Annotated in this window: 16 protein-coding genes; 7 read left to right on the forward strand and 9 right to left on the reverse strand. The window is 44.3% G+C overall.

The genetic code is table 11. From position 1 onward, the window contains the following. The first annotated feature begins 21 nt into the window (after positions 1 to 21). Positions 22 to 531, forward strand: a complete 510-nt coding sequence (locus G500_RS0114990) for a hypothetical protein (protein WP_027003149.1) — start codon at positions 22 to 24, stop codon at positions 529 to 531. Between the two features lie 473 nt (positions 532 to 1,004). Next, positions 1,005 to 2,054, forward strand: coding sequence for a carboxypeptidase-like regulatory domain-containing protein (locus tag G500_RS0115000; RefSeq protein WP_027003150.1), 1,050 nt, complete (start codon positions 1,005 to 1,007; stop codon positions 2,052 to 2,054). Positions 2,055 to 2,084: 30 nt separating this feature from the next. On the opposite strand, the gene G500_RS0115005 is transcribed toward G500_RS0115000, so the two are convergent. Next, positions 2,085 to 2,933: an Rpn family recombination-promoting nuclease/putative transposase gene (locus G500_RS0115005; RefSeq protein ID WP_035757630.1), complete on the reverse strand. Its 849-nt coding sequence runs from the start codon at positions 2,931 to 2,933 to the stop codon at positions 2,085 to 2,087. 184 nt (positions 2,934 to 3,117) lie between these two features. Between G500_RS0115005 and aat the strand changes: the two genes are divergently transcribed. From aat to ettA, 3 genes are all read left to right on the forward strand, one after another. Beyond that, the gene (aat, locus tag G500_RS23715) at positions 3,118 to 3,834 is read left to right on the forward strand and encodes a leucyl/phenylalanyl-tRNA--protein transferase (RefSeq protein ID WP_035757691.1); all 717 of its coding nucleotides are present in this window, start codon (positions 3,118 to 3,120) and stop codon (positions 3,832 to 3,834) included. A gap of 230 nt (positions 3,835 to 4,064) precedes the next feature. Then, positions 4,065 to 7,271, forward strand: coding sequence for a hypothetical protein (locus G500_RS0115015; protein ID WP_027003152.1), 3,207 nt, complete (start codon positions 4,065 to 4,067; stop codon positions 7,269 to 7,271). Positions 7,272 to 7,513: 242 nt separating this feature from the next. Further along, on the forward strand, positions 7,514 to 9,193 hold the full coding sequence (gene ettA / locus G500_RS0115020) for an energy-dependent translational throttle protein EttA (protein WP_027003153.1): 1,680 nt from the start codon (positions 7,514 to 7,516) through the stop codon (positions 9,191 to 9,193). Between the two features lie 77 nt (positions 9,194 to 9,270). Here ettA and G500_RS25190 read toward each other — a convergent pair whose 3' ends face one another. From G500_RS25190 to G500_RS0115035, 3 genes are all read right to left on the reverse strand, one after another. After that, entirely contained in the window at positions 9,271 to 9,762 is a 492-nt protein-coding gene (locus G500_RS25190) for a gliding motility lipoprotein GldH (RefSeq protein WP_154657174.1), read from the reverse strand. A 134-nt stretch (positions 9,763 to 9,896) separates the two neighbouring features. After that, entirely contained in the window at positions 9,897 to 10,808 is a 912-nt protein-coding gene (locus G500_RS0115030) for an Rpn family recombination-promoting nuclease/putative transposase (RefSeq protein WP_027003154.1), read from the reverse strand. Positions 10,809 to 10,891: 83 nt separating this feature from the next. Further along, on the reverse strand, positions 10,892 to 11,830 hold the full coding sequence (locus tag G500_RS0115035) for an aspartate carbamoyltransferase catalytic subunit (RefSeq protein ID WP_027003155.1): 939 nt from the start codon (positions 11,828 to 11,830) through the stop codon (positions 10,892 to 10,894). 138 nt (positions 11,831 to 11,968) lie between these two features. Here G500_RS0115035 and G500_RS0115040 point away from each other — a divergent pair, with 138 nt between their 5' ends. Continuing rightward, positions 11,969 to 12,817, forward strand: a complete 849-nt coding sequence (locus G500_RS0115040; protein WP_027003156.1) for a hypothetical protein — start codon at positions 11,969 to 11,971, stop codon at positions 12,815 to 12,817. A 25-nt stretch (positions 12,818 to 12,842) separates the two neighbouring features. Here the strand turns inward: G500_RS0115040 and G500_RS0115045 are convergent, their stop codons facing one another. The 5 genes from G500_RS0115045 to G500_RS0115070 all read right to left on the reverse strand — a co-directional run bounded on the left by G500_RS0115045 (position 12,843) and on the right by G500_RS0115070 (position 21,825). Further along, positions 12,843 to 16,184: a helicase-related protein gene (locus G500_RS0115045; RefSeq protein WP_027003157.1), complete on the reverse strand. Its 3,342-nt coding sequence runs from the start codon at positions 16,182 to 16,184 to the stop codon at positions 12,843 to 12,845. Between the two features lie 25 nt (positions 16,185 to 16,209). After that, complete coding sequence (locus G500_RS0115050) at positions 16,210 to 17,091, reverse strand: nucleoside phosphorylase (protein WP_027003158.1); 882 nt, start codon at positions 17,089 to 17,091, stop codon at positions 16,210 to 16,212. Positions 17,092 to 17,129: 38 nt separating this feature from the next. Then, the gene (pth, locus tag G500_RS23725; protein ID WP_051203696.1) at positions 17,130 to 17,795 is read right to left on the reverse strand and encodes an aminoacyl-tRNA hydrolase; all 666 of its coding nucleotides are present in this window, start codon (positions 17,793 to 17,795) and stop codon (positions 17,130 to 17,132) included. Positions 17,796 to 17,846: 51 nt separating this feature from the next. Further along, on the reverse strand, positions 17,847 to 20,459 hold the full coding sequence (locus G500_RS0115060) for a bifunctional UDP-N-acetylmuramoyl-tripeptide:D-alanyl-D-alanine ligase/alanine racemase (RefSeq protein ID WP_342664611.1): 2,613 nt from the start codon (positions 20,457 to 20,459) through the stop codon (positions 17,847 to 17,849). A gap of 181 nt (positions 20,460 to 20,640) precedes the next feature. Beyond that, positions 20,641 to 21,825 (reverse strand): phosphoglycerate kinase, encoded by a 1,185-nt coding sequence (locus tag G500_RS0115070; RefSeq protein WP_027003160.1) that lies wholly within the window; start codon positions 21,823 to 21,825, stop codon positions 20,641 to 20,643. 262 nt (positions 21,826 to 22,087) lie between these two features. Here G500_RS0115070 and G500_RS25195 point away from each other — a divergent pair, with 262 nt between their 5' ends. Beyond that, entirely contained in the window at positions 22,088 to 22,582 is a 495-nt protein-coding gene (locus G500_RS25195) for a MerC domain-containing protein (protein WP_051203699.1), read from the forward strand. The last annotated feature ends 248 nt before the right edge of the window (positions 22,583 to 22,830 follow it).

Consider the following 22,830-nt stretch of genomic DNA (forward strand, 5'->3'; position numbering starts at 1 on the left):
CTTCTCTTTTTCTGCCCTCTTATGCTCAATCAAAACCTACAACAGCTTCTTAGTTTTTTAGGATACTTCGTGGTGCAAGTTTTTTTGTTTCGCTACGTCGTACTTTTCGAGAGTGCCTACGCCTTCGTTTATATCGGCTTTATCCTCTATCTACCCCTGCAAATCAATACCAGTTTTGCCTTAGGGTTAGCCTTTTTGATGGGGCTTTGCGTTGATGCCTTCTACGATACAATGGGCATGCAGGCGGCAGCGTCGGTCTTGGTGGCGGCTTTGCGCCCTTTGGCGTTGCAAATTGCCAAACCTTCGGGCGGCTACGAAAATACCTACCTCCCCAGCCTTTTTGCTTTGGGCGGACAGTGGTTTGTCTTCTACACCTTTCCGCTGCTTCTATTGCACCATCTACTCCTTTTTATGCTCCATACGGCTTCGCTCGAACTATGGATTCCTACCCTATTGAAAAGTTTGGTGAGCGTAATTTTCACCTTTAGCTGCCTTCTTTTGGCACAATTTCTCTTTTATAGAAAAAAATAAACGCCTCAAAATCAGGCATTTATGAAAAGGTTGCGTCTTTTCCGAAAAAAAAGTCGGGTGAAAGAAAAAAATTACGTTTTTTTTTGAGTAGCTTGCAACCGTTTTCAGAGTAAGTGGGTCGTAAGATTGAAACGAGATTTGAAATTTGCACAGAAGAGCGTAGCAAATGGCGAAGCGCAAACTGAATCGGCATACCTTGTACAGTTGCTTTTTATTGAATCGTAATTGTTGTTTATCGGGGCATGTTTTCGCACACACAGAGAAGGTTTGCTACACAAAATTTACTACGCTCGGAACGAAATATAAATCTGACCCTGAATAGCCGCACACCATTTGGTAAGCGGCTTTTTTTTGTCCCTACTTTTCTGCGTGGCAAGTTACTTTTTTATCTTTTATCGCTTCTAATGTGTGTAAAATGCAACGAAAGCGCATCTTTTGAGCGTAATCTTAAAAAAACGCAAAATTTTATTGCCATGAAAATCCAAATCCCCAAGCCCTGCGACCAAGATTGGGCAAAAATGACGGCACAAGACAAAGGTAGGCATTGCGCCTCCTGCCAGACCCTTGTTGTAGATTTTAGCCGCATGAACGACCAAGAATTGATTGATTTTTTTAAGCAAAACAAAGTCCCTACTTGCGGACGCTTTCACGCCAAGCAGCTCAATCGTCCGCTTCTTGCACCCAAAAAGAAAAATTGGCTACCTCATTCGAGCTATGTGGCTGCCTTTCTCTCTTTTTTTGCCTTCAAAGGTCAGGTGATGGCACAAAATGTATCCGACCAGCAGCAGAATGTCATGACACAGCAGGTTATCAATCCTACCCAAAACAAAGCCGCCCAAGTGCCTTTTTTGCTCAAAGGAAAGGTAGTAGGTAAAAATAAAGAAGCCCTATCAAATGTTCAAATTCAGTTTCTAAACCAAAATACCCAAACCGACAAGTACGGATATTTTGAAATAGAAGTTTCTGAAAATCAAAGACTTATACTTTCACACCCCAATTATGAAGTTCTTTTTCTCGACATCACTGCCCAAATAAAAACAGAGCCTTTCGTGGAGCTTTTTATGATTGAAAATCAAAATATTATCCTCGATTCAGTAGACATGGAAGTGAAAATCGAGATGGAAGGCATTGTCATTGATGTAAGCGAAGTAGTTTCAGAGTTATATCAAAAAAACACAATCAAAGGAAAAGTAACAGACAAGGAAGGGAACGCACTGCCCAGCGTTCAGGTTTTGGTAGTGGATACAGAAATTGGAACGCTAACCGACGCAAACGGCAATTATCAAATTGATATGCCCGAAGGAGGGCGACTACATTTCAGTTTTGTTGGCTATGAAAATGCCATCATCGAAACCATTCACCCCAAAGTAGAACTTAATGTCATTTTGGAGGAAGAAATCCTGACTTTGGGCGGAGTCTTCTATGGCGAAGCAATAGGCGAAGTAATAACGGTAGAAAATAAATTCACACTCAATCCTATCAAACTTATCAAACGACTTTATTGGCGATTGAAAGGGTATTGAAAGAAAAAGAAATGAAAAAAAAACGGCTTTTTAACCACTTTTATCCAACTCTCGACGAAGTTGCTGCACCTGATTGAGAGATAAACCTGTGTATTTGACCACCTTTTCAAGCGGCTCATCTTCCCTCAACATAGTCTTGGCTATTTCAGCCTTATTTCCCTCCACTGCCTCCTCCACTGCCGTATCGATGACATTTTTCAAATCGCGATAATGAATCAGGCTCTGCTCGTACATATCGCGCTGTTCAGCACTTAGACTCGCTAAAGCTGCCGTGTCAAAGGCTTTCTGAAAAATAGGCTCGTTGAGAATGGCAGGAATTTTATCAAAACTTTCTAAATTTTTCAAAAAATAACACCACTTATCAAACTTACTTACCAACTCATTCGCCTTTTTATTAAATAAAGGCATCTGCAAAAATTTAAAGTGAAGTCTATCAAAAAACAAATCACCGTCTTGGTCTTTCAAGGCTACATCACGACGAAATTTCCGACGCTCTTCTGCCTCGTCATACTCAAAATCCAGTATCGCAACAAAATAAATCGGCTCTAATTTAAAGTCCCATTCCCCTTTTTGTGCTTGGTCGCGAATCGGAAAGGTAATATAAAATAAACTTCTATCTTTAAAATACTTAATTTTTGCTTTTTGCATCTCCACGATAAATCTTTCCCCAGAAGAAGAGCGGCAGTGAATGTCAAAAATAGCCTTGCGCTCCTCCGAAGATTCAGATAAGGATTCAGAGTTGCGAAAATTAAGGTCGGCGATTTGGTGGTGAGAAGGCAACAGTTGATTCAGAAAATCAATCAATAAGTCTTTATTTGCCTCCTCGCCAAAGAGCTTTTTAAAGCCAAAATCGGTGTAGGGATTGATGTATTTTGCCATAAGAATTTGCGGTTTGGTGGGTAGTAAAGATACGATTTTTTAGCCGTTTTTGTGCCATTTGAGTATCCTGCTGCGATAAAAAGGTTTGGAAAAAGGCAAGTTGGCTATTTTTCTGTATTTTTACGCAATCTTTGTTTTTCGAACCCTTTTGGCTACCGTTTCCCTATTTTTTGCCTTTTTTTGTATGGCTTACCGTCTAAATCAGCAAGAACTTACCTTTCCTGCCCCCCACTACGCCGATGTCAATGGACTTTTAGCAGTAGGCGGCGACCTTTCCGAGGCGCGTCTGCGCTTGGCGTATGCACAGGGGATTTTCCCTTGGTATTCGCGCTTCGAGCCTATCTTGTGGTGGTCGCCCGACCCGCGCTTCGTTATCTTGCCCGCCGATTTCAAGTTTGCCAAAAGCCTACGCGCCCAAATTCGCAAAGCACCCTATCAAATTAGCGTCAATCGCGCATTTGAGGCAGTTATTCGCAACTGCAAGACACGCCACCGCCCTGGTCAGCTTGGCACTTGGATAACCTCCGAAATGGAAGCCGCCTATCTGAATTTACACCAAAAAGGCTTTGCCCACTCGATAGAAGTGTGGCAGGGCGAGCGTTTGGTAGGCGGACTCTATGGCGAAATTTTAGGGAAATGCTTTTTCGGTGAATCCATGTTTGCCTTAGAACCCAATGCCTCTAAGATTGGCTTTGTCGTTTTTGTCAAAAACTTGCTGCGTTATGATTGGAAGCTCATCGACTGCCAAGTCTATACCGAACATTTAGCCACTTTTGGCGCAAGCCACATCGCACGTAGCGAATTTCTACAAAGGCTCAAAAAAACGCAAGACGAGGATAATTTTGAAATTCACGACCTTATGCGTACCTTTAATCAAGACCCCGATTTTATCCTTTCCTAAATCGTTAAAACTCGATGCTACGAGTTTATGCCCAAAGCCTTGTATTTTCAAATTGAAAGCAAGTTTTAGGTCTGAAAAAAGTCTTTTTTTAATCAAATTTTAGAAAAAGCAGTGCCTTATTCCTACCTGAACAGATAACCTTCCGAATTTAATACTATCGCTCTGAAACCTCTTTGCGTTTTGGCGTACCCAATATTTTCACCTTTACACACTCCAACTCATTCTCACTTATGCCGCCTAAAAACCACTTTTTCCAGCGTCATTTCCTACAAATCGGCTTAGGCAGCGGATTTGTCTTGCTCCTCTTATTGGGCTTTTCTTTTTGGCTACAAAAGGAAAACACACCAAATCATACCCTCACACAGACCAACTGGAAGACCGCCTTTTCAAAATTAGACCACCCGACCAAAAAACTAAGCCGCAGCGAAAAGAAATTAGCCAAAAAAGCGCGTGCCGACTACTGGTTTTATCGCCTTCGCGACCCCAAAACCAACGAAATTCCGCAGGGTATCCGCATGGCAGAATTGGCATACGCCGCCACTTTGCCCAAAAAAGACTACCGCAACGGCAGGACAGAAGACGACTTGCCCTTCGTTTGGCAAGAAGTAGGTCCCGCCGATGTAGGGGGCAGAACACGCGCCTTTGCACAAGATTTGCGCAACCCTGACGTGATGATAGCAGGGGGCGCGTCTGGGGGCGTTTGGAAATCTACTGATAGAGGTGCGTCTTGGCAATCGAAGACGGAAAAAAACTACAACCTTAGTGTTACTTCTTTGACACAAGACCCTATCAATTTGGATACTTGGTACTATTCAATGGGCGAGTTGGTAGGAAATAGTGCCGCCGATAGAGGCTTCAAAGCCTTTTACGGCGGTTCGGGACTTTTCAAATCTTCTGACAATGGCGAAACGTGGAACTACCTTCAATATGAAGCCCTTAGCCTACCCACTACTTGGAAGCGCGTGAGCAATCCTGCCACAAGTTTTACAAACAACCGCCGCAACGCCTTCAATTATACCCTACGCATTGCCCTTAGCCCGACAAGCGGAACAATCTTTGTCGCTGCCAACGGATACGGCATCTTGCGCTCTACCGACGGGGGCGAAACCTTCACCCTTGTCTTGGGTGCAATGGAAGAAGCCCAAATCGGAAGGCACACCTTTTCTGATGTCGCCCTCAATGCCAATGGCGATTTAGTCGCTTCTTTGAGCGGAAAACAAAGCGAAGGTGCAGGGATTTATATTTCTACCAACGACGGACAAAGTTGGCAAAACATCACCCCCGACGGCTTTCCACTCGAACACGAACGCACCCTACTTGCCTTTGCCCCTTCTAATCCTGCCGTTTTCTACTCTTTTACCAACACAGGCAATAGCCTTTCGGGGATAGAAAGTCCTTATACCGTAGAAGATTCGCGCTTTTTTTATTACAACCTCCAAACAAACGAAGCCGAAGACCGCAGTGCCAATATTCCCAACTATGGCAATGTAGGCGTGATGGCTTTGCAGGGCAATTACAACATGGTCTTGGCAGTAAAGCCCGATGATGAAAATTTTGTGCTGATGGGAGGCATCAATCTTTTCCGCTCGGCTACGGGTTTTTCACAGCCCGTAGATGTAAATAATCCTGCCCAAAATTGGATTGGCGGCTTTTACAGCGACAACCGCGGCGGCTATGGCGACGACAACCATCACCCCGACCAGCAAGCCCTTTGGTTTGATGTTCAGAATCCGAATATCCTCATTTCAGGCACAGACGGCGGACTTTCGCGCACCAACATTACCGCTCCGCGCATTGCTTGGGAAAGCCTCAATAATGGCTACAACGTAACCCAATTTTACACCGTCGCGATTGCGAATTGGGCTGATTTTACAATGGGCGGCTGCCAAGACAATGGCTCGCCTTTGATAGAATTTAGTAGCCAACAGCGCAGCCTTTCACCCAAAATTTACGACCTGACCAAAGCCGACGGTGCTTTTTGTGCCTTCGATGTCAAAGACCGTATCCTGTATGCTTCTTCTCAAAATGGTTTTATGGCGCGTTTTCGTTTGGTAGGAAATGATGTTATTTGGTCTTATTTATACCCCGAAGAGGCTGAAAATCAGAGTTTTATCAATCCTTTTATTTTAGACCCTTCGGATAACAACAAGATGTACTATTTGGGCGGGCGCACCGTTTGGCGACAAGATGATTTGAGAGCCATTCCCGATTATGTCGTAGGCACAAAACAAGGTTGGAAACGCGCCGCTTCTATCAATCCCGGTCGCGATTATTTTATCTCTGCCATAGAAGTTTCGCAAAAAAATCCTGCTCACGTGCTTTATTTGGCGGCTTCGTCTTACTATGATGTTGCGCCCAAATTATACCGTCTGGACGAGGCGCATACCGCAGAATTTGGCACGCCAACCGAACTGCCCCTACCTGCCGACATACCACGAGGCGCGTTCATTTCTAATATTTCGGTAAATCCTGAAAATGCCGATGAGTTAATGATTTCAATTTCAAACTACAATGTCGTAAGTTTGTACCACTCCACCGATGGGGGCGCAAGTTTTACCGCCGTAGAGGGCAATTTGGCAGGCAGCGAAACGCTACCCGGTGCTTCTGTGCGTTGGGCGACGATTTACAGTTTCAGGGGCAAAACGCTCTATTTGGCAGGCACAAGTACGGGTTTGTACTCTTGTCAGAATTTGGCAGGCGACCAGACCGAATGGGTCTTGGAAAGTCCTGATGTGATTGGCAATTCGGTTGTTACGATGATGCAATACCGCCAAAAAGACGGCGCGATTGCCGTTGGTACGCATGGCAGAGGTATTTATGTAGGCTTTCCTGATGCCGCCCTTTTCGAGGGTCTGAACGCACCACTTTGGATAGAAGCCTCGAATATCACCGATAAGGGCGCAAATTTGGATTGGGAAGGGGTAGCAGATGCCAGCGAATACGAGTTGCAAGTTGCTACTGATGCGCGTTTTAGCCAAATCGTAGCCGCCTACAATCCCAAAACGCTTACCCAAAATTTCACCCTCCTAAACGATTTGCGAGCCAATACTTTCTATTACGCAAGGGTACGCGCCAAAAACGGCAACCGTCTTTCTTTTTATTCCAATACGGCAAGTTTCAAAACCTTAGAAAGCCAAACCCCAACGGCAGTAGAAGATTTGGTAGCTTCGCAAAAAGTGCTGCTCTACCCCAATCCTGCACCAGAGGCAGTGCAGATACGCTTCGAAACCCAAGAATTTGACTCCCAAGTATGGCATCTGACCCTGCTCGATGCAAAGGGAAGTGTTTTATTTAAAAAAGTAGGAACGCTATCGCTGCTCAATGCCTATCTGAAAAGCCAAACCCCAAGCCTCAAACAAGGAACTTATTTGCTTCAAATCAGAGGCGAAAAAAATAGCAAGCAATATGGCGCAAGCCTGCGTTTTGTAAAGGCTTAAAAAATTAGCGTTTATGGCTTTGGCTTGTGTTTGGTGAGTTTGGTCGTTTGTGAGGACACAAACAACGGCGACGCGGCAGTAGTTGAGTTTGGTCGTTTGTGAGGACACAAACAACGGCGACAAACAACGGCGACAAACAACGGCGTGAGGCGAAAATATTAGTGCTATGATTTAACCAAAATTCGGACAGGGCTTGCCTTTTCCCTACCTATTATCAAATCTATTTCACAACCAACAAAAAAATGAGTCAAGAAAAAATCATCTTCTCGATGGCAGGCGTGAGTAAAAAATATCCGCCTAATAAGCAAATTCTTAAAAACATCTATCTTTCCTTTTTCTATGGGGCAAAAATAGGGGTCATTGGTCTGAATGGAGCAGGAAAATCTACTCTCTTGCGCATCATTGCAGGCATCGACAAAAATTACGAAGGCGAAGTCGTTTTTTCGCCCGGCTACACAGTGGGCTATTTGGAGCAAGAGCCACAATTAGACCCTGAAAAAACCGTCCGCCAAATTGTAGAAGAAGGAGCAGCCGAAACGGTTAGGCTTTTGAAGGAGTTTGAAGAAATCAACCTCGCCTTTTCCGACCCTGATGTTTTGGAAGACCCTGACAAGATGGAAAAACTCATCGAAAGGCAAGCCACTGTGCAGGAAAAACTCGACGCGCTCAATGCTTGGGAATTGGACACTGTTTTAGAAAAAGCAATGGACGCACTGCGCACGCCCCCCGAAGATGCCAAAATTGGCACGCTTTCAGGCGGGGAAAAAAGGCGTGTGGCACTTTGCCGCCTGCTGCTACAAGCCCCTGATGTTTTGCTTTTAGACGAACCAACCAACCATTTGGACGCAGAATCGGTGCATTGGCTCGAACACCACCTAAGAGGCTACAAAGGAACGGTTATTATCGTTACACACGACCGCTACTTTTTGGATAACGTTACGTCTTGGATTTTAGAGCTTGACAACGGACAAGGCGTGCCATGGAAAGCGAACTACTCGGAATGGTTAGAACAAAAGCAGCAAAAATTAGCCACACAAGACAAAACGGCTTCGCGTTTCCAAAAGACCTTAGAAAAGGAACTCGAATGGGTGCGTGCAGGTGCAAAGGGCAGACAGGCAAAGCAGAAAGCGCGTCTGAACGCCTATGAGCGCATGGTTTCGGAAGATAACAACCAAAAAGAAGAAAAACTCGAAATCTTTATCCCCTCTGGTGAGCGTCTGGGTGATGTTGTCATCGAGGCAAATGACGTTTCGAAGGCGTATGGCGATAGGCTTTTATACGAAAACCTCACCTTTTCGCTTCCCAAAAACGGCATTGTGGGCGTGATTGGTCCCAATGGGGCAGGCAAAACAACGCTTTTTAGGCTTATCTTAGGGCAGGAAAACGCCGATAAAGGCAGCTTTAAGATTGGGCAGACGGTAAAAATTGCATACGCCGACCAAGAGCATCGCCACTTAGAACCCGAAAGAACCATTTGGGAAACCATCTCTGGCGGCAATGATTTGATGCTTTTGGGTAAAAAAGAGGTCAATTCGCGTGCCTACGTAAGCCGCTTTAATTTTAATGGTGCAGACCAACAGAAAAAAATCAAAGACCTTTCAGGCGGCGAGCGCAATCGCGTGCATTTGGCACTGATGCTCAAAGAAGGCGGCAACCTGCTGCTTTTAGACGAACCCACGAACGACTTAGATGTCAATACCTTACGCGCCTTAGAAGAGGGACTTGAAAACTTCGCAGGCTGTGCCGTTGTCATTTCGCACGATAGGTGGTTTTTAGATAGAATCGCCACGCACATCTTAGCCTTTGAGGGCAATTCGCAAGTCCGCTTCTATGAAGGCAACTTTTCCGATTATATGGAAGACCGCAAAAAACGCTTAGGCGACGAAATCCCCAAGCGCATCAAGTACAAAAAATTAGGCTAAAAACAAACCCCACAAGCGACCTTGTGGGTTTTTTTTTTTTGAAAATGACCTACCAAAAACATTTCACTATTAGAAAGCTACTCCGCCCTTTTAAGCCGCAGCCCGATAGAAGCTACGCCAGAGAGGGTATCAGTGCGCATATACTGCTGTAGTCGCAATTCATATTTTCCTTTGTCAAGTTGGTAGTTTTGCAGTAGGGGCAGGGCGTGTTCGTAGTAGTCGCCGATACCTTTTCCGTTGGGCTTTCCTGTTTTGCAGTCGTAGAGGTCGTGCTGTGCCAACCTATTTTCGAGGGTGTCGCCCTTTGGAGAAATAAGTTGGTAATGTGTATAGAGGTTGCAAAAAGGGTATTGGGGAGTCTGGCGGATAAAAAAATCAAGCTGATAGGCATTAGGCTCTGCAATTTCGAAGGTAAAGGTTTTGGTTTCCTCAAAAAGCCACTGATTCGCTGCCAAATCCTGCGAAGTTTCTACGGCGGTATCCGATTGACAAGCCGAATTGCCCATCATAAAAAGAACAAGAGCCGCCCAAAAGCATCGCCCTACCAAAGGAAAAGAGAAGATACGCATATAAAGTTTTAAAAAGCAACAAAAAAGAGTACCCGCACAGAAAGACAAGCACAAGAAAATAAGCAAAAAGGCACGCGCGGAAAGATAACAGAAAGCGATACGAAGATAGCTCACTTTTTGGCAAAAGCCAAATTCTATAAATAATTCTGCCTTACTTTCTCAATGAAATCGCGCTCAATTGAGAGCAATTCAGCAATTTGCGCATCAGTAAAAGTTCCTTTTTGTAACAAACTTAAAACCAAGTCGCGCTTCATCGCTACCCTACCCTCCTCTACGCCTTGTTGCAGACCTTGTTGCAAACCCTGTTGCAGACCCTGCTCCAAGCCTTCTTTGAAAGACGTATCTAAGGCATTTTTCAAATCCCAATATTCTTTCAAACTTTCACGATACGCCACCTGCTCCTGCGGCTCGAATTGCGCAATTTCTGCCAATTCCATCAAACGCCTAAAAATTCCTGCCTGCAAATGGGCAGGCTTATCGCGCAACTTGTGTAAGTTTTGAAAGGCAAAGAGCCAACGTTCATAGTCAGAACTTAACTCTTCGAGTGATTTGGAAAACTTGGGAACTTCTAAATACACATAGGTTAGCTTTTTATAGAAAACCTGACAGGTTTCTTTATCTAAAAGTTGAATATAATGCGCCAGTTTCTCCTTATTTTCTTTTTCGAAGGCAAAATCGAGAAGCGCAATCGTATAAACCGCTTTCAGTTCGTAATTCCACAATTTACCTTTCTGCGCCTGCTCCTGAATCGCAAAGGCAGAATAATAAATACTCCTATCTTTGAAAAATTCCTGCTCGGCTCTTTGCACTTCTATGATGATTTTTTCGCCTTTTTGATTTTTGCAAAAAAGGTCAAAGACGGCTCTTCGCTCCGAAGCACGATAGCCCAGCCGTTCTTTGTCTAAAAAGGTAAGTTCTTCAATCTGCTCCCCCTCTTTTTCTAAGATGCTATTGAGAAAAGAAAGCAGCAAGTCTTTATTTGGCTCTTCACCAAAAATCTTTTTGAAGCCAAAATCTGTAAAAAGATTGACAAATCTATCGTTCATACCAGCAAGTATTTTGAAGAAGATGCACTTGTATTAGAATTGAATAGCAAGTTAGCGAAAAAAACGAACAAATCAAAGCCCACTTACTTTTTAAAATTGGGCTTGAGTTTTTCTGCCAAAAGGTACAAGACCGCCATACGCACTGCCACTCCATTTTCCACTTGGTCTAAAATTATTGACTGTCCGCTATCGGCTACATCAGAATCCAACTCGATGCCCCTATTGATAGGACCGGGGTGCATAATGGTAATTTCTTTGTCTATGCTTTCTAATAGTTTTTTATTGATGCCATAATAAAGGCTATATTCGCGCAAAGAAGGAATATTCTTGACCTCCTGCCTTTCAAGTTGAATCCTTAGCACGTTTGCCACATCACACCAAAGTAGGGCTTTCCGAACCTGATGCTCTACTTTCACGCCCAATTCCTGCATATAAGTAGGAATCAAAGTCGCGGGCGCACAAACCATGACCTCTGCCCCCAACTTTTGTAGGGCAAAAATATTTGAAAGCGCGACCCTTGAATGGGCGATATCGCCAATAATCGCCACTTTTTTGCCCGCTACCTCGCCGTATTTCTGACGGATAGAATAGGCATCTAAAAGGGCTTGCGTAGGGTGTTCGTGTGTGCCATCGCCTGCATTGACGATACAAGTAGGCGTATGACGTGCCAAAAAATGCGGCGCACCAGGGCTACTGTGGCGCATCACTATCATATCTACTTTCATAGCCAAAATATTATTGACCGTATCCAAGAGGGTTTCGCCTTTTTTTACCGAACTGCCGCTGGCGGAAAAATTGACGACATCGGCAGAGAGGCGTTTTTGTGCCAATTCAAACGAAATGCGCGTGCGTGTGGAGTTCTCAAAAAAGACATTCGCAATCGTGATGTCGCGCAGGGAAGGCACTTTTTTTATCGGACGATTGATAACGTCTTTAAATTCGTCGGCAGTAGAAAAGATAAGTTCTATGTCGGCAAGGGTTAGGTTTTTTATACCCAAAAGGTGCGAAACGCTAAGGCTCATGGCTGCAAAAGGTAGGCGGTGAGTAATCAAAATTCAAACGCCTGCAAAGTTAGAAAAAAAACCTATCTTGGAGCCGCTACGTATTAGCACAAAATTAGGGCAGCGACCCACTCCAAAACTACCCGATTAAACCCAACGATGAATCAGCATCTTATAGAAGAAAAGTTGCACGCCGATTTTTTGGCACAAAAGCGACAAGACCCCATCACGGGCGACAACATTCAGGCAGGCGATACCGTCGTCTTCTGTGCCGCCTGCAAGTCCGTCTTTTTAGTCGACACTTGGCTCTACCTAAATCAGACTCACTGTGGGCAACAAAAAATACTCGCCACCCTGCCGCAGGCAGAAAATCTTACCCTAAAATCGCCCAAATACCAACTCGGCGAAACCCTTTTTCAGACACGCGGCGCGGTCAGCACTGTCAAATGGTATCTGCCCTCTGTCGATGACGCACCCGTTTTATTGGCTTTCCTGATAGGTGCGATTGGAACTTGGAAAATGGAAACTACTGATATTGACATGGTTTATGTCATAATTTTTATTCTATTTTCTTTCTTTCCTCTTTTTGTTTTATTTATGGTTTCTAAAAAGTTTTTTATTTCTTCTTTGTTTTACTTTATTCTTAGAAAAAGAGCGGCTTGGCTCAAAATCGCTCAAAATGGCATCGAAGCCCAATACGGACAAGATGGAACGCGCTTTTTTAGCCCCCAAATTCACCACATAGAAATCAGACCTGCCTTAGGCAAGAAGCTCAAAATGGACATTTACACCCTTGCTGAGGGTAAATTGAAGCGCAATCGTGTGCATGTCTTTTTAGAAGAGTATGCAGAGGCACGTGATTTTTTTACTTCACTTGTAGATTTGAGCCAACAGTTTGAAGTGCGCGTAGATATAAAAAATCTACCCACGTATGATTATCGCTTTTCGTTGTCTTCTCATATCTATTATCTTATCAATTATCGTGCTGCCAAATTTACTATCTTTTAGCCCATGTTTTGGGTCTAATTTGGGTCTAATTTGGGTCTAAAAAAGCACCGCCAAGAAGCCGTTGCGTCAGCCCTTCAAGTTTATCGGCTTCCTTTTCCAATAGAAAATGCAGGCTATATACGTCTTGCCACTGCTCAAAAGTCTGTGCAAGGTCGTCAGGAAAATGGCTTGCCCAAGCCTCTGCCACAAAAGCGCGTCTTTCCTGTGGCATTTCTTGTATCCAGATTAAAAGTTGCGCCAAAAAAAGCTCTTTCAAGTAGCTATGTTTTTGAATAAAAAACAAATTTTCTTTTACTTTTTCTGCACCTTTTTTAGCCTCTTCTACCCAAATCTCCCAGATGCCTTCCAAAAGCCGCAGAAGGGCAACTTTTTCAAAAGTGGCAAGGAAAGCCCTTATTTTTTCTAACCAAAACGAAGCAGGCAGATTTTCTTGTTCTATAAATTTAAAAAATTGTACTATATCTTCCTTTATCTGATTTTGTACTTCGCCATTTTTGGCAAAATCTTCGTTTTCCCAAGGCAAGGTAGCCCATTCCAAAAATAGGTGCGTGCTGCTATGTGCCTCAAATTCAGCCTGCAATTCCTGTGCAAAGACCTCTTTTCGGCTTTGTGCCAAACAAAATTCATACTGCTTTTCATAGGCTTTTCGCTGAAATGCCCCTACACTAAGATATTGCAAATACAAACCATATTTTAAATAAGTTTCTATTTTGGTCTTGTGTTTTTCCCTTTGAAAGTAAGTGCTGACGGTTTCTCTTTCTATCCTTTCGGGTAAAAAAGTGCTTTGTAGCCACTGCTCGAAGGCTTTTTCTAAGGTTAAGTCTTGATGTTCTTTCGGAAAGATATAAAAAGCATCTTCGCTTTTATAGTGCCAAGCCTCAATGATTTGAAGTTTGATAAAAAGTTCTAAAATTTGTTCTACTTTTAAAAATCTATCCGTAGCACGCACAAAAAAGCGGAAATCCAACTCTTTGATGGAAAGGGTAAAAGGCAAATTCTGTTTGAAATCTTTTTCAAAACGCGAATAAAGGTGCAAGGCAAAAGCTGCATCTTCACTAAGCGAATCCCTTTCGGAAGCCCATTGATGCAGGGCTTTATAGGCATCTTGTCCGAACCAACTTATCTCACGGCTTTGATTTTTAAGCGCGTCCAGAGGCGTTTGGGGCAGAAAAAGTTTTTTCATAACTTCTTCATTTTCAGGCTTTTCAGGCGTAAAAAGCACAAAAATTTCGCTTTCCCGACTCGCCACAATGGTTTGGAAGAAAGTGTCAAAAGTGAGGCTTGCCCCATAAAAGATAATAAAATCGAGGGCGGGCAAATCTATGCCCAAAGCCAACGCCGCCGTAGTGGTTAGCAAATCAATCCTACCCTCAAAAAAACGCTGCTCCACCTCTTGCTGGTACGCCAAAAAGACGCGCTCGTCTTGGATTGGTTCGGTAGGAAGCTGCTCTGCCCAATAAAAAACGTCGGTTTTGAGGTCAAATTTGAGCCTTTCTGCCAATAGGACACAGCCCGTACTGCCATTGATTTGAGGCGTGATAACGATACCCCTCTGCCCTGCTGCCAATTTCTGACGCAACAATACCGTTAGGGGCAAATACTTATTTTCACCTACTTCTAAAACGTTGATTTTCAAATCGTTGCGCTGATAGTGCCACGCCGTAAAACGCGCCTCTGGTGAAATTTCTGCCAAACGGCACAGTTCTTTTTGCAGCACCTTAGTAGCCGCAGAAGAAAGAAATTGCGCTCGCCACTTATCGGCTTGTGTTAGGGCTTTGATGCGCCTTAGAGCCTGCAAATAGGGCAGACTAAACTCTTGATGCCATTCCAAAAGCAAATGCGCCTGCTCGAAGACCCAAAAGAGTTGATGATTTTCATTGGCTTTTTTTATGATTTTAGACCAAAATTCATTTTTTATGGCATTATCCCAAGCGGCAGGAGTGAGCAAAATAAAATCGTGCGCCAAAAAAAGTGCAGGATTATCCTGAAAAGGGGCGAAGTCGAATTTTTTATGAAGGACAAGGTAGTTTTTAAGATTCAACTTTTCAAATCTTCTCACCCAAAAACGCATCAGACTTTCGGTAGGAAAGAAAAGACAAGTGGTTTGTTTTGTCCAAAGAGCCGCCATTTTTTGTACCAAAAGTAGCGGCAAAAGTCGCTCGCTGCGCTCTGGAAAGAAAAAGGCATTTGCACCCTGCACTTGGTTTAGGGTCTGGGCAATATGCCACTGCCTTTGAGCCGAAGGAGGCATTTGTGAAAACCACTCGGCATAAAAATAAGCCCAACTCGATTGATTGCTTGTCTTATTTTGAGGAGGGGCAAAAGTAGGCTCGTAGGCGTGCTTTTCGGCGCGAAGTCCTTGATTATCAAAGGTATTGCGTACCCAAATGAGTTCGGGTGCCGCAAGGTGTTCATCAGTTTGGTGCAGGCGAATAGAAAAATCTATCGCAAAAAAATCTTGGTGGCGGGCTTTAAAACGACGCAATTCCTCTCTATCTTCTGACCAGTGCAAAGTCAGGCGAGGAGGCGTAGCGCGGTAGTTTGGGTTTATGATAGCCGATAGATGTTGAAATTTTAACATCAAATTTTGAAATGCCCATTCAACCAAAATAGGCTTTATCTCACTTTCAACAGAAAAAAAAGCAAGTTTCCATTCTGTGTCCCAACGCAAAGCCTTTCTTTCTAAAAGTGCCAAAAAAAGGCGTTCCAAACGCGCTAAGGCGGTAGGAAACCAAAATTGTCGCATCAAAGCCTGTGAAAGGAAAACAGAAGCCCCTCTTTGGTAGGCTTGCAAACGCTCTTTAAACTGATTTTTGGAAAGATGATGGTGCAAGGCAGCCATTTTCGCTTTCAAAGATGCACTATTTTGTAAAATTTCTTGTGAAGAAAAAAAGAAAACCTGCACGCCTTCATTTTTGAGTTTTTCATCTATCAAGATGTCTGTTTTGTCTATTAAAATGGCAGTTTTGAAGGGTGCTAAATAAAAATCAATTTTTAAATTTTCTGCACTATCCCACTTGAAATCGGGCTGCCAAAGGGGGTGCAGATAGGCAAAAAAGCCCAAATATTGTGGCAGATGTTGGTAGTACAATTCTTTCGCTGCCGAACCGTCCTGCAAACGATTCCAGACCAAAGCTGTCCCCTCGGCTGCCAATAGCTCGAAGGTATCGGTAGGAAAAGCCGCCTGTCCTAATTTCTCCGCCAAAAAGCTGCTCAAAGGCGCAGGGCTTTGCTTTTGGAAAAAAGCCACCCAAAAATGCGTAAGCGTATCCAAAGGCGTATCGGCAATCTGCCCCTCCCTTTGCGGTAGGTTTGCCACTTCAAAAAAAGGACTCACACGCGCGTAATTGGCTTGAAAAATAGGCATAAAGATTCCGTTTTTATTCACAATTTCAACTAAAAAGGCGCGACAAAGTCTGCTCGATAAGCCCCTCTACATACATTTGAGGGTTAGAAGCAAATTCGCCCGTTTGTCTATTGGCTAAAATGGCATTTAGCGAAAGCACCTGATGCCCTAAAATCTTACCAAAAGCATAATAACCAGCCGTTTCCATCTCCAAATTCGTCAGACGCAAGGATTCAGCCCCTAAATCATACCGAAACGCCGCCAATTTTTCAATTAGATTTGGCATAGCAGGCGTGCAGCGCAAAACGCGCCCTTGCGGTGCATAAAAGCCACAAGCCGTAAGCGTTGTGCCGCGTATCATATCAAAACCAACTTTGTCTATCAAAGCACTATCGGCTTGGGCAGTGTAGGGTAGGAAAGGCAGGGCAATTTGTTTTTGTAGGGCTTCGAGCATTTGCTTTTCTTGCTCACTTTGTGGCATTTGGTAGAAACTACCCAAAGCATCTAATCCGACTGCCCTTTGTGAGGCTAAAAACGAACCGACAGGAATATTGGGCTGTATCGTTCCCGAAGTGCCAATTCGGATAAGGCGAAAGGAACGGACATCGGGGCGGACTTGGCGTTTTTCGAAGTCTATATTTGCCAGCGCGTCTAATTCGTTCATCAAGATGTCGATGTTGTCCGTTCCGATACCAGAGGAAATGACCATGAGCCGCTCGCCTTTGTATGTGCCAATGTGGGTTACAAATTCGCGCTTTTGGATACGGTGTGTAATATTTTGGAAATGGCGGCTTACCTCGCCTACCCGTTCAGGGTCTCCTACGGCAATGATGGTGTCGCAAAGATGCGCTTTTTGCAGATGCAGGTGATAGACACTTTGGTCAGGATTTAAGATAAGTTCGGAAGGGGCGAAGGCAGGAAAGGTCATTTTTTGTGGTGTGTGGTTTCTTTTCTAAGATACAATTTTTAATCTTGTGATGTTTGGGGCGGTGCTTGGGGTGCTGTTTTGGGTGGTGGCGGCGGAGTCTTCACTTCTAAAACATTGGCGTTGTATTTATTCATCATTTTTTCGATACCCAAAAAAGGAAAATAAAGGCAGGCTTTTACGGCATGCGCAATGATAAGGGGCAACTGCTCCATTTCTTGCGGCGTAAAATCGCCTAAGACGTAATCCACTTGCGTTTGGTGGGAATCCATCTTTTCGGGCATGGTATCGCCCTTTACGCCAATACGCATGCGGTTGTATTCGTTGGTTCCAAGTGAATTTTCCACGCTTTTCAAGCCATTGTGTCCGCCTGCGCTGCCTTTGGTTCGGGTGCGAATCTGACCAAAAGGCAAGGCTATGTCATCTGCCAAGACCAAGATATTTTGGGTCGGGATTTGCATTTTTTTCTTCCAATGCAAAAGAGGCGTGCCGCTATTGTTCATATACGTTGTGGGCTTAATGATATGAATACGCCGCATGTCGCCATTCCACTTATAGTCCCAAAACATAAGGTCTGCATTTTGTTTGGTGCGAAATGCTATTTTAGCCTCCTTCGCAAGGGCATCTGCTATCATAAAACCGATATTGTGGCGCGTATTGGCATACTTCTGACCAATATTTCCTAAGCCTGCGATAAGAAAATCCATAGGAATAAGTTTGATTGATGTATTTTGGGTAGTAAATTAAAGAGAAGAAATTTAATCAGCATAAAAGACACGCTTGACCCTTTCGCCTACATTCGTTAAGATTTCATAGGGAATTGTGCCAATTCGCTCTGCCAATTCGCTGACGGTAGGCTTTTCGCCAAAAACCACTACTTCGTCGCCTTCTGCTGCCTGCTCTATGTCGGTAAGGTCTATCATACACATGTCCATGCAGATATTGCCGATAGTGGGCGCAAATTTGCCATGCAAATAGACATAGCCAACGCCATTGCCAAAGGCACGCAAATAGCCGTCGGCGTAGCCAATCGCGAGCGTACCAATTCGGGAAACTCTATTGAGTTTTCCTTTTCGGGAGTAGCCTACGGTCTGGTCGGGGGCAAGCGTCTTGATTTGCGAAATGGTGGTTTTGAGCGTGCCAATAGGCAAAAGCGCGTCTTGATGCACCTCTGCACTATCAACGCCATAAAGACCGATTCCCAATCTGACCATATCAAATTGCGCTTGTGGAAAACGCGCGATACCTGCCGAATTGAGAAGATGTTTAAGCGTTTTGATGCCCAAACTGGCTTCAATCTTTGTCGCCATTTGTTGGAATTGGGCTATTTGCACCTGTGAAAATTCGTCATATTGGGCTTGGTCTGCCCCTGCCAAATGCGAAAAGAGGCTCACAATTTTGAGCTTGTCTTCGTTGCGCTTCAAAAGGTCTAAAAGGAGAGGCAAATCCTGCTCTTCGAAGCCCAAACGGTGCATGCCCGTATCGAGTTTGAGGTGAATGGGATAGCGTTTTTGCAAGTCCTGTTCGCTTAATTTACTATTTTGGCGATAAGCCATTTTCTGGTTTTCCTCCAAAAAGCGCAGGTATTCGGTCAGCAGGCGCAAACTGTATATTTCAGGCTCTAAATCATAGCGCAACAAGGTTTCGAAACTTTCCACTGTGGGGTTCATGACCATAATGGGCAGGTAGATGCCATTTTCGCGCAAAGCCACGCCTTCGTCGGGATACGCCACTGCCAAATAATCTGCACGATGGTACTGTAAAAGATGCGCCACTTCAAAATTGCCACTGCCATAGGCAAAGGCTTTGACCATGACCATAATTTTGGTGCGCCGATTGAGCAAATTGCGGTAAAAATTGAGGTTGTGCGTCAGGGCATTGAGGCTAATTTCGAGTTTAGTGCCATGTATTTTTTGCTCTAATAGCTGCACAATTTTTTCAAACTCAAACCTTCTGCCGCCTTTTATCAAAATCATCTCATTTTCGAAGGCAATTTTTTTGCCTTCAAAAGCCTTGAAAAATGCCGCCGTATGGGGAAAAGTCTGCACAGTGGGCGCGTCTATCAGCCCTTTTGTCGTTTGTAGGGTAGTCGCATTTGAAAGTGCCGCTACAAAGGTGCTAAATCTTTCGCCAATGCCAATGATGCGGTGAATATTCTGCTCGGCGCAAAGATGCACTATTTTTTCATAGACTTCGGCACTGCTGCCCTCTTCGGGCAAATCGGAAAGGATAGCCGTTTTGTCGTTTTTTTGTTGATTTTGTCCGAAGAAATCGAGGGCGATTTTTAGCCCTGCTAAATCGTTATTGTAGGTGTCATCTATCAAAAGCGTATTATTGATGCCCTTTTTGAGTTCTAAGCGCATGGGAATATTGCGCAATCGCTCTATCTTGTATTGGATTTCTTCGGTGGAATAGTCGAAGAAAAGCATCACGACGATACAATGCAGTGCGTTTTCGAAGTGAGCGGGGTCGGTAAAGGGTACGTGTAGGTGGTGCGTTTTTTGGTTGCGATAATCATAAAGCCCAACGCTATAACCGTCGTCATTCCTATCGCAATAGCGGAGCGATACTTGGTCGCGCTGGCTCTGCCCCGTTGCCCAACCAAATATTTTGAGGTTTGGCAAAGCATTTTGCGCTTCTTCTACAATTTGTGTGTAAATGTCGCGCACAATAAGAAATTTTGCCTGACCAAAAAGTTTGAGCTTTTCTATAATTTTGGCTCGCTGCGAAGGGAAATTTTCGCTGTGTGCCGTTCCGATATTGGTAAAGATGCCTATTTGGGGCTGAATAATCTGCGCCAAAGCCTGCATTTCATCAGGGCGCGAAATCCCTGCCTCGAAGATAGCCAACTGGTGCTGGCTATTGATTTCCCAAACAGAAAGTGGCACGCCAATTTGAGAATTGTAGCTTTTCGGACTCTTGACAATAGAAATGCTATCGCCCAAAAGTTGTGAGAGCCATTCCTTTACTATCGTCTTGCCATTGCTACCTGTAATGCCAATAACGGGAATTTTGAACTGACTTCGGTGAAAAGCAGCCAACTCTTGTAGTGCCTGCAAAGTATCAGGGACGAGGAAAAAATCTGCCTCTTCGAGCCATTCGGGGCTTATCTTCTCCATCTGACTCACGACAAAATACGCCACACCCTTTCCGACCAATTCGCCAATGAAATCGTGTCCATCGCGATTTGCGCCTGCTAAGGCAAAAAACACCGTCTGGGAAGGGAGCGAAACCTTGCGGCTATCGGTCAGAAGTTGTTTGCCTTGTAAGGTAGAATAGTGTTCTGAAAGTAGGGTAGGTTTGAAAAGTGGCATAAAAGAAGAGGGCTTGACCAACGAAACAACCAAAAAACAGACATTTGAAGTGAGCAAAGATAAGAAAAGAAAACAAAACGAAAACGCACCATCACCCTATCTATTTTCAAATCGCGCTTCGTTTTGCCCCTACGAAATTTTATTTTTTGTCTAAAAATGCAATTTTTTTGTAATAAAAATCAGGACAAGGCAGTGCCTTGTCCCTACAACTCGCGCTACCTTACTTCGGACTTTTTACTTAGTCCATCAAAGCGGCTACGCCGGGCAAAATTTTACCCTCCATGTATTCCAAAAGTGCGCCGCCACCTGTTGATACATAAGAAACGCTTTGGGCTGCTCCCATTTGCTTGATAGCCGCTGCCGAATCGCCGCCGCCAATAAGTGAAAAAGCCCCTTTTTGCGTTGCTTCTACCACACTTTTGGCAATCGCTGCCGTCCCTTTGGCAAAATTAGGCATTTCAAAGACCCCCATCGGACCATTCCAAAGTAGGGTCTTGGAATTGTGTATCAGTTTTGCAAAGTCGGCTTGTGCGGCACTGCCGATGTCTAAGCCCATCTTATCCGCAGGGAGCGCATCACTTGGGAGCTGCTGATACGGACTTTCGTTTGAAAACGCCTCCGCCACGACGCTATCCTGTGGGAGGTGAATCGTTACGCCCATCTCTTGCGCCTTTTTGAGTAGCTCTGCCGCCACTTCCACTTTATCCGCCTCCAAAAGGGACTTTCCAATTTCCCAACCCTTTGCCTTGAAGAAGGTATAAGCCATGCCGCCCCCGATAATTAGGTGGTCTATTTTGGGTAATAATTTTTCTATGATGAGAATTTTGTCCGAAATCTTCGCGCCTCCCATGATAGCCGTAAAGGGGCGTTCTGCCTTTTCTAAGACCTTGTTGGCGTTTTCTATTTCGGCTTGCATGACCTTGCCACAAATTTTTTCTGTAAAATATTTGGCTACCCCTGTGGTGGAGGCATGCGCTCGATGTGCCGCACCGAAGGCATCATTGACGTATATTTCGCCATGACGGGCTAAGGCTTGGGCAAAAGCAGGGTCATTTTGGGTTTCTTCGGTATAATAGCGAACATTCTCCAAAAGCAAGACCTCCCCGCTTTTAAGATTTTGGGAAAGCCTTTCTGCTTCCTGCCCAATGCAGTCGGGTGCGAAAAGCACCTGTCGCGCTAAGGCTTTTTCTAAATAGGCGCGGACATGCACCAAAGAATATTTGGCTTCCCTATTTTTAGGTCTGCCAAAGTGCGACATCAAAACCAAAGCTCCCCCTTGCGCTAAAATATAACGCAGGGTAGGCAGGGTAGCAGCAAGGCGCGTGTCGTCCGTAATTTCAAATTGTGCATTGAGCGGAACGTTGAAATCTACGCGCACCAAAACGCGCTTTCCTTCAAAATGGGCATCTTCTAAGAATCGCATCACAAGATTTTTTGGATAAATGGGATTGATAAAGCATTTGCAGCAACTTCGCGACGGTCTGTATCTTTTGCCGAAACAAGCAAACTTTACAGCCTTGAAAGATGCCACAAACAGACTCACCCTCACAAAAAGAGATAAGGCTGCAAAGATATTCGAAAAAGACGACTTTTTTTAGTAGCAAGACAACGTTTTGAGCCAAGCCTGCGTTTATATTTTTTGCAACAAGGTTGCACGTATCAAGAAAAAAGCGTAATTTTGAGCTATGAAATTCAAAGACTTGGGAAAGATAAAAGCAGATGTAGCGGGCATGTTCGCCTCTACTTTGTGTTTGCTGCACTGTTTGGCAGCACCGCTTTTTTTGGCACTGCAAACGGGTTTGCAAAGTGCCTATCATGGGGTAGAGTTTTTCTCTACGGCAGAGGCGCATAGCCACGTGCATGGGCAGCAGGAGCTACACCACCACGATACGGCAAGCACTTGGCTCGTGCATTGGCACATGCTCGACTACGCCTTTATCGTCTTTGCCCTTATTGCTATTTATTTTGCCACACGCCATTCACAAGCCAAACGCCTATCAACGCTTTTGTGGATGATGGGGCTACTCTTTTCTGCCGCCCTCCTTTTAGAGCATCAAATTCCTGCCTTTACATACGTAGGTTATTTTGCTTCTTTGATGCTTATTATTTTACACCTTTTGCATTGGCAAGCCGAAAAAAAGGCGCAGCAAGTTTGTAAGGTGCAAACGCCGCCCTGTTAGGGGTTGAAAAAAACTTGCCTTTCCAAATTTGAAACGAAATAAAATTTGGATTCAACCCTATTTTTGGGTCTGAAAATCCTTTTTTTATTTCAATGTCATTCAATCTCACTGCGGACAAGGCAATGCCTTGTCCCTACATTCGAACCTAATTTTTAGAATGTAACATCACTGCGGCGAAGCTCTAACTTCGCCGCCATTTGTCATTTTATGCCACGCCCGAAGATAGAGATTGAGGATACCTTATCGAA

This window comes from Hugenholtzia roseola DSM 9546 (assembly GCF_000422585.1).
In the GTDB taxonomy this organism is placed as follows: domain Bacteria; phylum Bacteroidota; class Bacteroidia; order Cytophagales; family Bernardetiaceae; genus Hugenholtzia; species Hugenholtzia roseola.